The 13202-nt window shown below is 70.1% G+C and carries 10 protein-coding genes; 5 read left to right on the forward strand and 5 right to left on the reverse strand.

The features are described 5' to 3' along the window. Positions 1-25: 25 nt before the first annotated feature. The 5 genes from ABD329_RS32405 to ABD329_RS32425 all read right to left on the reverse strand — a co-directional run bounded on the left by ABD329_RS32405 (position 26) and on the right by ABD329_RS32425 (position 6871). Positions 26-808, reverse strand: a complete 783-nt coding sequence (locus ABD329_RS32405) for an SDR family NAD(P)-dependent oxidoreductase (protein ID WP_198279514.1) — start codon at positions 806-808, stop codon at positions 26-28. A 78-nt stretch (positions 809-886) separates the two neighbouring features. Further along, complete coding sequence (locus ABD329_RS32410; protein ID WP_198279513.1) at positions 887-2266, reverse strand: MFS transporter; 1380 nt, start codon at positions 2264-2266, stop codon at positions 887-889. A 104-nt stretch (positions 2267-2370) separates the two neighbouring features. After that, the gene (locus tag ABD329_RS32415; RefSeq protein WP_344317297.1) at positions 2371-4005 is read right to left on the reverse strand and encodes an FAD-dependent oxidoreductase; all 1635 of its coding nucleotides are present in this window, start codon (positions 4003-4005) and stop codon (positions 2371-2373) included. A gap of 71 nt (positions 4006-4076) precedes the next feature. Next, positions 4077-5441 carry a pyridoxal phosphate-dependent decarboxylase family protein gene (locus ABD329_RS32420; RefSeq protein WP_344317298.1) on the reverse strand — a complete coding sequence of 455 codons (1365 nt, stop codon included), beginning with the start codon at positions 5439-5441 and terminating at the stop codon, positions 4077-4079. A 74-nt stretch (positions 5442-5515) separates the two neighbouring features. Further along, positions 5516-6871 carry a glutamine synthetase family protein gene (locus tag ABD329_RS32425; protein ID WP_309142954.1) on the reverse strand — a complete coding sequence of 452 codons (1356 nt, stop codon included), beginning with the start codon at positions 6869-6871 and terminating at the stop codon, positions 5516-5518. A 477-nt stretch (positions 6872-7348) separates the two neighbouring features. On the opposite strand from ABD329_RS32425, the gene ABD329_RS32430 reads away from it, so the two are divergent. The 5 genes from ABD329_RS32430 (at position 7349) to ABD329_RS32450 (ending at position 13157) form a co-directional block, all read left to right on the forward strand. Next, positions 7349-8155, forward strand: coding sequence for an acetoacetate decarboxylase family protein (locus tag ABD329_RS32430; RefSeq protein WP_344317300.1), 807 nt, complete (start codon positions 7349-7351; stop codon positions 8153-8155). A 107-nt stretch (positions 8156-8262) separates the two neighbouring features. Next, positions 8263-9795 (forward strand): aldehyde dehydrogenase, encoded by a 1533-nt coding sequence (locus tag ABD329_RS32435; RefSeq protein WP_344317301.1) that lies wholly within the window; start codon positions 8263-8265, stop codon positions 9793-9795. Continuing rightward, a complete protein-coding gene (locus ABD329_RS32440; RefSeq protein ID WP_198277103.1) occupies positions 9788-10723 on the forward strand; it encodes a 3,4-dihydroxyphenylacetate 2,3-dioxygenase in 936 nt (311 codons plus the stop codon). The genes ABD329_RS32435 and ABD329_RS32440 overlap by 8 nt, the downstream gene beginning before the upstream one ends. A 10-nt stretch (positions 10724-10733) precedes the next feature. After that, complete coding sequence (locus tag ABD329_RS32445; RefSeq protein WP_198277104.1) at positions 10734-11579, forward strand: fumarylacetoacetate hydrolase family protein; 846 nt, start codon at positions 10734-10736, stop codon at positions 11577-11579. A gap of 90 nt (positions 11580-11669) precedes the next feature. Beyond that, complete coding sequence (locus ABD329_RS32450) at positions 11670-13157, forward strand: aldehyde dehydrogenase (RefSeq protein ID WP_198277105.1); 1488 nt, start codon at positions 11670-11672, stop codon at positions 13155-13157. The last annotated feature ends 45 nt before the right edge of the window (positions 13158-13202 follow it).

Here is a 13202-nt window from a genome sequence, read left to right on the forward strand (position 1 = left end):
GGCGCCCGGTGGCGCGCCGAGTGGTTCAGGCGATCCAGCCGCCGTCGATGACCAGGGCCGCGCCGCTGGTGTAGCTGGACTCCGGTCCGGCGAGGAAGAGCACGGAGTGGGCCACCTCGTCGTACTGGCCTTCGCGTCCCATGGGCACCAGATCTCCGGCCCGCGCGGATCGCTTGACCAGCGCGTCCTCGGTCATCTCCTGACGGCGGTCGGTCATGACGCATTCCAGGAAGCCGGGGCAGATGCAGTTGGCACGGATGCCTTGGGAGGAGAAGTCCCGCGCCAGGGAGCGGGTCAGCGCGATCAGGGCCGCCTTGGAGATGCCGTACACAGCCTCCTTGGGCGATGCCTTGATCCCGGCGGAGGACGCCGTGCTGACGATGGAGCCGCCGCCGGTCCGCCGCATCGGGGGAATCACCGCGCGGGCGAAGAGGAAGGCGGATTTGACGTTGACGCCCATGGTGCGGTCCCACACTTCCTCGGTGGTGTCGACGAGGGAACGCGCCTCCAGCGGATCGATCCCGGCGTTGTTGAACAGCACATCGACACGTCCGAAGTGCCCTTCGGCGGCGCGTACCGCCCCGTCAGCCGTCGCGGCCTGCGAAACGTCGCCGACGACCGGTACGGTCTTGGCGCCCATGGCGTCGAGTTCCCGTGCGACAACGTCGAGGCGGTCCCCATCGCGGTCCACCAGGACCAGCGAGGCGCCCTCGGCGGCGAAGAGCTTGACGGTGGCACGGCCCAGGCCCGAAGCCACGCCCGTGGCGATCACGGTCTTGTCCTGGAAACGTCCGGTGGGGGAGGTCATGGTGGTCTCTCTCGGTTGGTGACGGACCCGGTGGCGGGCGGTGACACGGCGCGCCCGCCACCGGAGTGCGGGACTGGGCTAGGCGGGTTGCTGTTCGCGGGCGCTGGAAGCACTGTCGGCTCCGGTGCCGAAGCCACTGTCGGCGTCGGCAGAGAGCGACCGGCGGAAGGTCTCGGGTATCTTGACCAGCGCTACGAAGAACACCGCGGCGATGGCCATGAAGTAGAACCCGGGGGCCAGCTTGGTGCCGGTGGCGGTGATCAGGGCGGCGGCCGCAAAAGGCGCGCTGCCGCCGAAGGCGGCGTAGGCGGTGTTGTAGCCGATGGCTGCGCCGGTGTAGCGCACGGAGGTCGGGAACAGTTCGGTCTGCATCACCACGACGGCCACCGAGATGGCCGTACCCGGAATAATCGCCAGCATCTGGCCCGCCACGGCGCCCGCCACGCTGCCACTGCCGATCATCAGGAAGCTGGGGACGCTGACCGCGAACAGTGTGACCGTGCCGCCGATCAACAGCGGTTTGCGGCCCACACGGTCGCTGAGCAGCGCGTAACAGGGAACCAGAACGGCGCTGAGGACCAGGGTCGCGGAGGTGGTGAGCAGCGCAGTGGTCTTGCTGAGGCCGACCGTGGCGATGAGGTAGGTGGGCAGATAGGTCTTGGCGGTGTAGGAGGCGACCGACTCGATGGTGACGATCGCGAAGAGCAGCAGGATCGGCCGCCAGTGGCGGACCAGGGCCTCCCTGGCGGGGGACGGCTGTTTGACCGGGGCAGCCTCCTGGACCTTCTGGTAGGCGGGGGTCTCGGCGATCTTGAAGCGGAGATAGAGCCCGACGCCGGCCAGCGGACCGGCCATCAGGAAGGGGATGCGCCAGCCCCAGCTGTAGAGCTGGTCTTCAGTGAGGACAGCGGTGAGGCCGGCGACGAACAGGGCAGCGATGACGAAGGCGATGACGCCGACCGCCTGGATGCTCGTAGCCCACAGGGCTCGGCGGCGCTGGGGTGCGTATTCGGCGAGGAACGTGGCAGCGCCGGAGGTCTCTCCTCCGGCGGAGAGACCCTGCATCAGCCGGCAGATGACGATCAGGACCGGGGCGAGGACGCCGACCTGGCCATAGGTCGGAAGCACACCGATCAACACGGTGGAGCCGCCCATGAGCAGGATGGTGCTGGCCAGCACGGTGCGGCGGCCGAACTTGTCACCAAGGTTGCCGAAGAGCACGGCGCCGACAGGTCGGGCGAAGAACGCCACGCCGAAGATAGCCAGGGTGGCGAGCAGGCCGGCGGAGTCGCTGGCAGCGGGGAAGAAGACCTTGGCGATGACCGTGGCGAGATAGCCGTAGACGCCGAATTCGTACCACTCGATCATGTGGCCGAAGCAAGCGGCTCCCACGATCTTCATGGGCCGCGTCGCGGGGGCGCCCCCGTTGCCTTCGGGAACGTCGTGTTGTGCTGCCATGGTGAACCCTTGAGTGTGAGGTGAGCGGACACAGGGGCGCGGGGGGTTTACGAGGTCTGGTGCTCTGCGGCAGCGCAGGAGCTGAACGGGGTGGCCCGAGCGGGTCAGGTGCGCGGTGCCGGGAGCTGCCGGGCCGCTTCGCCGCCGACCGTCATGGCCGCTGTCAGGGCAGGGCCGAGACTGGCGCCTGATCCGGCGTAGCCGGGGCCCATCAGACTCTGCGCGACATTCCCGCAGGCGAGAAGCCCTGGAAGGGGGTTCCCCGACGATCCGAGGACCCGTCCGAGGTGGTCGGTGACCACGCCTCCCTTGGTTCCGTTGATGCCGAGGGTCACCGGCACCGCGTGGAAGGGAGGGGTCGTGATCGGGCCGAGGCACGGATTGGGCTGGTGGCCACCGTCCCCGTTGTACCGGTCATGTGGGTTGTGCCCGCGTTCGAACTGCGGATCGACGCCGTTACGGGCATGGGTGTTGAAGGTGCTCACCGTGGCGGTGAGGTTCAGGGGGTCGATTCCGGCCAAGGCGGCAAGGCCGCCGAGGTCGCTGTGGGTGGGGATCCACGACGGGGTTGGGGTTCCCGGGGCGAGGCCGGCGATCGGGTACTGCCGACGGAACGCGGAGTCGGTGATCAGCCAGGCCCTCGCGTTGGGGAAAGTGTGGCGTTGCTGGTCGAAGGCGAGGAAGGCCTTGCCGAGGTCGTTGTAGGAGCTGGCCTCGTCGGCGAAGCGGTGGCCCGCCGCGTTGACGAGGATGGAGCCGGGGAAGGCGAGTTCGCGGACGGCGTTGCGGGTCATCGGCCGGTCGTCGTAGGTCTGGCCGGGGACCGCGATCGCGGCCGTCCACCAGGCTTCCGACATCCCGGCGATCCGTGCCCCGGCCCGCATCGCCAGGCGTAGCCCGTCACCTTCGTTGCCGGGCGGTGATACGGGCAGCGCGGGCACCCGGGGGAGGAAGTCGGAGCGCAGCGCAGGGTTCCACTCGAAGCCGCCGGAGGCGAGAACCACCGCACGGCGAGACCGGAGCGCGACCCGCTCCCCTTCTGCGGTGTGGACGACAACACCTCGCACGGCGCCGTCCTCTTCGATCAGCTCCCCCATCCGCTGTCCGGTGCACAGGTCCACGCCCCGTCGTGCGGCTGCCAGCACCAGACCGGCCACCAGTGCGGCCCCCTGGGTGAGGATCCCTTTGGCGCGGCGCTCCTCGGCAAGTCCGGCGGGAACGCCGGTGCGGCCCTCGGCGCTGGTGAGCGGGGGGCGGGTGGGCGAGGTGCGGACACCGGGCAGGCCGGGGCCGAGCGCGGAGGCGTCCAGGGGCAGTGGTTCGAGGGTGCGGGCCTCGGCGGCGCCGGGGAAATCCGGGTGATAGTCGGGACGGCGTACCGCGAACAGCGGGATACCCAGGTCCCGCTCCAGGTACGTGACGAGGCGGGGGCCGTTGTCGACGAACGCCTCGATCACCGGGCCGGCGGTACTGCCGAGGGTGATGCGGTCGAGGTAGTGCAGGGCGTCCTCGCGGGTGTCCGTCAGGCCCAGCGCGCCCAGGTGTGGGTGGCACGGGATCCACAGGTGCCCGCCCGAGATCGCGGTGGTGCCGCCGATGAGTGGGGCACGTTCCAGCACGGCGACGGATGCGCCCCGGTCGGCGGCTGCGCAGGCGGCGACGAGCCCCGCGCCGCCGGAGCCCACGACGATGACGTCATAGACGCGTGCGGGCGCGGTCGGCTTCGGTGCGGTGGCCATGGTCTGCTTCTCCTCCGGTGGTCGGGGCCCTGACGGCGCCTGGGCGGGCGCCTCCGGGGGGCCGGGTCGGGTCAGCCGGTGGCCGCGGTCAGTTCCTCCACCCGGCCGTGCAGCGCGTCGAGCCAGTTCTCGCTTTCCGGCTTCATCAGCACACTCCGCAAGATCCGCCCGGTGGGCACGTCCGCCTCGATCTGGTGGCCTCGGTCGGCGAGTGCCCGGCCTTCGATGCCATACGTGGCGAGGAAGACCGCCTTGTCGGGGTGGGCTGACATGCCGGCCTCCATGACGGCGGCCGAGATCCGGTCGATCTCCGAGAGGCGGCCGGTGCGCGGCAGATATGTGACGATGTCGAGTTCCGGCTGCTGGTAGGGGGCCAGTAGATCGGAATTCTCCAGCAGCTCGGTCCACCGCAGGGCCGCCCGTCGACCGGGCCGCAGCACCGCGCCGAGGCCGTCCGGGGTGAGCGGCAGCAGCCGGTGTGTGAGCCAGAGGGCGGCGGCGGCAGCGCCCGCGCGGGAGCATTCCAGGGAGATCTCGCCGAGGTGGAGTTCCGCGGAGGTGAAGTACGTGTACGGCGAGTCGTGCTGGTAGAAGCGGCCGACGGCCGGGTCGGCGAATATCACCGCGCCGCAGCCGTAGGGCTGGAGGCCGTGCTTGTGGGGGTCGACGACGACAGAGTCGCAGTGGGGGATGGCCCGGTAGGGGGCGGCGGTGACACCGTCCGGGGTGTCGTCGGCGATGAGGGTGAAGAAGCCGCCGTAGGCCGCGTCCACGTGAAGGCGTACGCCGTACTTCTCGCGCAGGGCGAGCGCCTCGTGGATGGGGTCGATAGCGCCGAGGCCGGTGGTGCCGGCGGTCAGCACGACCGTTCCGACCTGGCCGGTGCGCAACAGCTCCTCCAAGGCGTCCAAGTCCATTCGCCCGGCGGTGTCGGTGGCCACCGGGAAGGATTCGACGCCGAGCAGGTGACACATCCGGGCGTGGGTGTAATGGGCATCGGCGTTGTGGGCGATGCCCTTGCCCGGATGGATCTCGCGGGCGACGAACAGCGCTTCGAGGTTGGCGACGGTACCGCTGGTGGTGAGGTGCCCCAGGTGTTGTCCGAAGCCGAACATGGTGGCGAGCGCGTCGACGGCTTCGCGTTCCATGCGGGCGGTGGCTGGCCCGCCGTCCAGTGCGTGGTTGTTGGGGTTGATGAGCATCGCGGCCAGGTGGCCGACGACGGCGGCCGGGTGCGGGGGCTTGAGCATCTGGCCGGCGTAGCGGGGATGGAAGAAGGGGTAGTTGTCGTGGAGCCGGGAGGTCAGCTCACCGAAGGCGTCGGCGAACGCCTTGTCGTCAACACGCAGCGCTGCATGACGGTCGTAGGGTCCGTATGTGTGCTGCCAGGCGGTGATCTCGTCGACCGCCGCATTGACCCATCGCCGCAGATCCATGGTTTTCTCCTCGTTGGGGTTCGGGGTTCGGGGTTCGCCGACAACCGCATCCCGTCTGGGGCTGTCTGCGGGGGTCAGACGTGCTGGACGTACTCACCGAACTCCCAGTCGGTGACATATCGCTCGAAACGTTCCAGCTCATTGCGCTTGTAGCCGAGGAAGGTGTCGACGAACGGCTTGCCCAGCACATCGGTGAGTTCGGTGTCGGCCTCCAGCGCGTCCAGCGCCGCATCCAGCGTCTGGGGCAGCCGGGCGGCGCGCGATGGGTCGTAGCCGTAGCCCTCCAGGGGAGCGGGCGGTTCTGCCTTGGCCTCCAGCCCCAGACGCAGGGCGGCGAGCAGGCCGGCGATCGCCAGGTAGGGGTTCGCGCTGGCGTCGCCCAGCCGCAGCTCCAGACGCGCACCCGGCCCTCGTTCCGGTGGAACCCGCAGCATGGCGCTGCGGTTGTCCAGCCCCCAGTCGATGAGCCAAGGGGCCAGTGAGCCGCGCCCGAAGCGCTTGTAGGAGTTGATGGTGGGGTTGAGCAGCGCGGCGAGGGCGGGCGCGTGGCCGGTCAGTCCGGCGATCGCATGGCGTGCGGTGGCCGATAGGCCGTATGTGCCGCTGGGGGCGTCGAAGACATTCCGGCCCTCCCTGTCCAGGCAGGAGACGTGCAGATGGAAGCCGCAGCCACCGCTGTCGTTGAACGGCTTGGCCATGAAGGTGGCCAGCCGTCCCTCGGCGCGGGCCAACTCGCGCACCGCCGCCTTGAAGCGGAAGGCTCGGTCCGCGGCGTCCAGGGCGTCCGAGTGGGTCAGATTGATCTCGAACTGGCCCTCGTCGAATTCCTGGTTGCCGGCGGAGGCCCCGATGCCGAGGCGGTCCAGTTGCCGAAGCGTGCGCAGCAGGTGACGGCCCGGGTCGCCGCGCAGTCCGCTGCTGTAGACGTTGCCGACCAGCCCCTGGTAGCGGCGCCACCCCCGCGGAGCGGCGGCATCCCGTTCCAGTAGGAAGTACTCGAGTTCCGGCCCCACGACAGGGCTGATTCCGGAGCCGGCGAGCGCACCGGTGACGCGCCGCAGCAGGTCACGAGGGGATTCGGGGACGGGCTGCCCGGTCGCGGGATCGGTCGGGTCGCCCAGGCACCAGGCGACTCCGGGTTCCCAGGGCAGGGCGACCAGGGTGTCCAGGTCGGGGTGCACGCAGACGTCGGGCAGCCCCTCCGCCAGGCCGCCGGCGATGTCGACGACGTCTCCTCGGGGTGAGGTGTGGTAGACGGCCTGGCAGAAGGTCAGTCCGTGTTCCATGGCGGAGGGCAGGTGGCTCAGGAGGACATCGCGGCCCCGGTCGACGCCGATGAGGTCGGGATACCCGACGCGTACGACGTCAATGCCCTCGGCGGCGAGCTGGTCGACGCGCTGCTGGACAGTCGGGGGTTGTTGAGCATCCACCGGTGGCTCCTGGGAGGGGGAGTGGGGTGCGCGGTGTCGCGGCGACGGTGCGCGGCGATCGGGGTACGCGGAGGGCGTCATCACCGAGCCGCGTCTTGTTTGAAGCCAAACAATATGGATCCAGCCACCCCCGCACAAGGGGGTGTTCATGATCCATTCAAGCCACACTCTCTGCCTGGCGTCGACGCTGCGCCCATCCGTCCAGGTCAGGGCAGGGTCGCGGGGGTGTGTGCGGACCCGTGGGGAAGTCGGGGCCTCGAACGGGGGCTTGACAGGCGAGGTCCGGATGCATTTCATTTGAAGTCAAACGACTGGGTGTTCCTGCCGCTCCCCACTGGGAAACCGTCACACCAGGATCACTCCGTGTACCGCACCCGTCAGCACACCGGGGACCGGCCCCGCGTCCGCGCGGCCAGCCGATCCGCACCCGCCTGGCGACACGGCCCGGCACCCGTCCCACTGACCTCAGGAGAACTCGTGGCTACCGTCCGCGGATACTTCCACCCCAAGACGGCTACCGGGAACTCGTCGCTGATCCCCGCTCCGCCCTGGCACTACTCCGGCGATCTGCTGACCGTCGAGTACCGCACCGACCCGGCACGGGTCCGCGAGCTGCTGCCCGAACCCCTGGAACCCGCCGAGGAGGACCCCGGCGCGGTCGCGCTGATCTGGGCCGACTGGCAGTCCTGCTCCGATTCCCGAGAGGAACTGCTCGACCCGGTGCGCGCCCAGTACAAGGAGGCGTTCGCGGTGGTCCGCTGCTCCTACCAAGGCCGTACGTACTCGCGCTGCGTCTACATCTGGGTGGACAAGGACTTCGCCATCGCCCGCGGCCTGCACCAGGGCTATCCCAAGAAGCTCGGCTCGATCCACCAGACCCGCCCCCACCCCTACGGGCCCGCGCCGCGCATCGAGTCCGGCGCCCGCTTCGGGGCGACCCTGGCCTGCGCCGACCGGCGGCTGGCAGAGGCCGTGATCACCCTGCGCGAGCCTGCCGCCGGCAACGGCTTCGTCAACGGCCACCCCATGGCACATCACCGCTGGCTGCCCGCAATCGAGAAGGGCGGGGGCCTCGCGCTCAACGAGCTGATCGAGACGGGTGCCGCTTCCTTCGAGGCCGGTCAGCCCTGGGTCGGCGACGCGGAACTCGAACTCTTCGAGGCGCCCACGGAGGAGCTGTCCCGCCTGGAGATCCAGGAGCCGATCGCTGCTTACTACCGCCAGGTCGGGGTGGTCTGGGACGGCGGGCGGCTGCTCGCGTCCGGTGCCGACGCCACCGGGTAGCACGCCCCGCCCGCGCTGACACCCGCCTGGAGCCCCAACCCTGCCAGGAGCTGTTTCCCCAACCCTGCCAGGAGTTGTTTCCTCAACCCGTATCCGGAGGATCGGACATGCCCCACCAGCCCGCCGTCCCGGCGGATCCCCCCGTCACCGAGACGACTGCGGCGGCCGCAGCCGACGGGACCGTTACCGTCGCCGGTGTCAGCGTCGACACGCGGCACTGGATCGGTGGCCGCCGGGTGACGTCCGCGACGACGTTCACGGACGTCTCGCCCATCGACGGTGCCCCCCTCGCCGAGATCGCCCGCGGTGGCGCCGCCGAGGCACAGGCGGCGGCCGCCGCCGCGGCCGAGGCTTTCCCAGGCTGGGCGGCGACCCCCCGTGCCGAGCGGGCTCGGCTGCTGCACGCCATCGCCGACGGCGTCGAGAAGCGGATCGAGGAGCTCTCCCAGGTCGAGACCGCGGACAACGGTGCCCTGCTGCGCTCGCACCGGCGCGGTGTGATGCCCCGGGTCGCGCACAACTTCCGGTTCTTCGCCGACCGGCTGCCGCAACTCGACCACGACGACTTCGAGACCCGCGGCCACACCAACCACGTGTCCTGGGACCCGGCGGGTCCTTGCGTGCTGATCACGCCGTGGAACGCGCCGCTGATGCTCGCCACCTGGAAGGTCGCGCCCGCACTCGCGGCCGGGAACACCGTGATCCTCAAGCCCGCCGAATGGTCCCCGCTGACCGCCTCGCTGCTGGCCGACATCGCCGCCGAGGCGGGGCTGCCCGCCGGGGTGCTCAACATCGTCCAGGGGTACGGCGCCGAAGCGGGCCAGGCCCTGGTGTCGCACCCGCACGTCCGCCGGATCAGCTTCACCGGCTCCGTCCCCACAGCCCGGCACATCGCCGCTGCCGCGGCCGCCAACCTCACCCCGGTCAGCCTGGAACTGGGCGGCAAGTCGCCGCTGCTGGTCTTCGCCGACGCCGACCTCGACCTCGCCGTCGAACTGGCCGTCGAGCAGTACGACAACGCCGGACAGGTCTGCCTGGCAGCCACCCGGATCCTGGTCGAGTCCTCGGTTGCCGAAGAGTTCACCGAACGGTTCAAGACCCGGGCCGCCGCGCTCACCCAGGGCGACTCCCGGGACGCGGCCAGCGACCTCGGCCCCACCATCCACCCCCGCCAGCTGGAGAAGATCGACGGCTTCGTACAGCGCGCGATCGCGGCCGGCGCCCGTGCGGTCGTCGGCGGAGGCCCCAACACCGGCCTCGGCGGCCTCTACTACCGTCCCACTCTCCTCGCCGACGTCGCCCAGGACAGCGAGATCGTCCAGGAAGAAGTCTTCGGCCCGGTGCTCACCCTCCAGACCTTCGACACCGAGGACGAGGCGATCCGCCTGGCCAACGACACCCGCTTCGGCCTCGCGGCCACCATCGCCACCGGCAGCCCCGAGCGGGCGGAACGCGTCACAGCCGCCCTGGTCGCCGGCACGGTCTGGGTCAACTGCTTCTTCGTACGCGACCTGAGGGCCCCTTTCGGCGGCTCCCGCCACTCCGGAATCGGCCGGGAAGGCGGGGACTGGAGCTTCGACTTCTACTGCGACCTGAAGAACACCGTCACCGCCCCGAACGGATGGACCAACCATGGGTGAGATCGTCGGGGCGGGGCTGCTCGCCCATGTGCCCACCATCGTGCTCCCGGAGACCGAGCGGCGGAAGCTGAACAAGGGCAAGGAAATCACCCTCGTCACCGGCCTGCGGCAGCTGCGCGAGGAGGTCTTCGAGGCCGACGACTACGACACCGTCGTGGTCCTGGACTCCCACTGGGCGACCACGGTCGAGTTCGTCGTCACCGCGCACCAGCGCCGGGCCGGGCTTTTCACCTCCGAGGAGCTGCCGCGCGGCATGTGCCGGATGCCGTACGACTTTCCCGGCGACCCCGAACTCGCCCACAACATCGCCTCGTTCGCCGGCAGGCACGGCACCTGGATCACCGCGATCGACGACGACTACCTGCCCATCTACTACGCCACGATCAACCTGTGGAAGTTCCTCGGCGAGGGCCTGCCCGGCAAGCGCTGGGTGACCATCGGCGTCTGCCAGACCGGCGACACGGAGGACCACCTGCGCCTGGGCCGCGCGCTCGCCGACGGCATCGCCGCCACCCCCGGCCGCCGTGTCCTGCTCATCGCCTCCGGCGCCCTCTCGCACACCTTCTGGCCACTGCGCGAGATCCGCGACCACGAGGCCAGCGACCCGGCCCACATCTTCACGCCGGAGGCCCGCGAGGCGGACTGCGAGCGGATCGCCTGGTTCAAGGAGGGCCGCCACGACAAGGTCCTCGACACCATGGACGAGTTCTGGAAGTACAAGCCCGAGGCGAAGTTCTTCCACTACCTGATGATGGCCGGCGCCCTCGGCGAGCAGGCCTGCACCGCGCGGGCCCGGCAGTACGGCGAGTACGAGAACTCCGTCGGCACCGGCCAGGTCCACCTGTGGTTCGACCGCCCGGCCGACGGCTGGACCGGCACGGGAAGACCGGTGACAACCGCGCCCCACAACCCGCACCGTCACTCCTAGGAAGGCCACCATGCCGGAATACCGCCGCGTCCTGCTCGACGGCGCCACCGTCCAGGCCACCGTTGACGGCGACGAACTCGTCGCCGGGGACGGCCGCCGCATCAAGACCGACGAGGCCCAGCACCTGCCGCCGGTCGTGCCCTCCAAGGTGATCGCCGTTCACCTCAACCACCGCAGCCGCGTGGACGAGTTCCGGATCAGCCTGCCGGACACCCCGACCTACTTCCACAAGCCGACCTCGGCCCTGAACTCCCACAAGGGCGCCGTGGTGCGCCCCGAGGGCTGCAAGTGGCTGAACTACGAGGGCGAGGTCGCCATCGTCATCGGCCGGACGGCGCGGAACATCTCCCCGGCCGAGGCGGGGGAGTACATCGCGGGCTACACCGTCGCCAACGACTACGGCCTGCACGACTTCCGCGACACCGACGCCGGCTCCATGCTCCGGGTAAAGGGCTCCGACACCCTGTGCCCGCTCGGCCCGGGCCTGGTCACCGGCTGGGACTTCCACGGCAAGAGCCTGCGGACGTACGTCAACGGCGAGGTCGTGCAGGACGGCTCGACCGACGAGATGCAGTGGGACATGCACTACCTCGTCGCCGACATCGCCCGCACCATCACCCTGTACCCCGGCGACGTACTGCTGTCCGGCACCCCGGCCAACTCCCGCCCGGTCCGGCCCGGCGACATCGTCGAGGTCGAGGTCGAGGGTCTGGGCCGGCTCACCAACCACATCGTCGCCGGCCCCACCGCGATCCGCACTGACGTCGGCGCGCAACCCACCGAGTCCGAGGAGGTGCTGTCCACCGCGCTCGGCGGCGACTGGGAGTTCCGCGGCATCCGCGCGCCCAGGCGCTGAAGGTGCCACGAAAGCCAGGCCATGCGCGTGACACCATGTGGTTTGGAGTCAAATGATATGCGAGTCCCTGAAGCCCCACAGAAGGTTGCCATGCCCGACACCTACGAGAGTTGGCTGCGGCGCGCCAAGGAGCTGCGGCTGCCCGACAGTCACCACATCAACGGCATGGATGTATCCGGCCACGGGGACGGATACGTCGTGATGTCGCCCCGTGACGGGCAGGCACTGGCCCGGGTAGCCGACGCCGGGCAAGCCGAAGTCGACCTGGCGGTCGCCGCCGCCCGCCGGGCCTTCGACCACGGGCCGTGGCCCGAGCTCGCGCCCGCCGAACGCGGGCGGGTGCTGTTGCGGCTGGCTGACCTGCTGGAGGAGCACCGGGCCGCGCTGGCGCTGACCATCAGCCTGGAGATGGGCAAGCCCATCTCCGACGCGTACGGCATCGAGCTGCGGGCAGCGATCTCCACCTTCCGCTGGTACGGACAGCTCGCCGACAAGCTGGGCGACGAGTCGCCGCACACCGCCAGCGACGCACTGGCCTTGGTCACTCGGGAACCGGCCGGAGTAGTCGGCGCGGTCGTGCCGTGGAACTTCCCGCTCACCCTCGCATCCTGGAAGCTCGCCCCCGCGCTGGCCGCAGGCTGCACCGTCGTATGGAAGCCCTCGGAGATGTCCCCGCTCTCCGCACTGACTCTGGGGCGGCTGGCCACCGAGGCGGGGCTGCCGCCCGGGGTCCTCAACGTCATCTCCGCAGACGGTCCCGCCGCCGGACGCGCCCTGGGGCTGCACCCCGGTGTGGACGTGCTGGCCTTCACAGGATCCACGGCCGTCGGACGGCACTTCCTGCGTTACGCCGCCGACTCCAACCTCAAGCGCGTATGGCTGGAACTGGGCGGCAAATCTCCCAACATCATCCTGCCGGACGCCCCCGACCTGGACCGGGCCGCCGCCACCGCCGCCTGGGGCATCTTCTTCAACCAGGGCGAGATGTGCACCGCTCCCTCCCGGCTCCTGGTGCACCGCTCCGTTGCCGACCAGGTTGTGGACGCGGTCGCCGAGCGTGCCCACACCCTCCGGGTCGGGGACCCGCTGGACCCGGCCACGGAGATGGGACCGCTGGTCGGCACCGGCCATCTGGAACGGGTGCTGGAGCACATCGCCGACGGTGTCGCCGACGGTGCCCACCTGCGTACCGGTGGCGAACGGGTACTGCGCGACAGCGGCGGCAGTTTCCTCCAGCCGACCGTCTTCGAACGCGTCCCGGTCGAGTCCCGGCTGGCTCGCGAGGAGATCTTCGGACCAGTGCTCTCCGTCTTTGTGTTCGATGAGCTCGAGGAGGCGGTGACCCTGGCGAACGACACCGAGTACGGGCTCGCGGCCGGCCTGTGGACCTCGGACCTCTCCACCGCGCACCAGGTGTCCCGGCGGCTCAGGGCAGGCACCGTCTGGGTCAACTGCTACGAGGAAGGCGACCTGACCGTTCCCTTCGGGGGCATGAAGCAGTCCGGCAACGGCCGCGACAAGTCCGCGCACGCGATCGAGAAGTACACCGAACTGAAGACCACCTGGATCCAGCTGTGACCCCTCCGACCGGGCGGCCTTCCGTCCCCGGGGATGCGCCCCGCC

The sequence above is a fragment of the Streptomyces javensis genome (assembly GCF_039525925.1).
GTDB lineage: Bacteria > Actinomycetota > Actinomycetes > Streptomycetales > Streptomycetaceae > Streptomyces > Streptomyces asiaticus.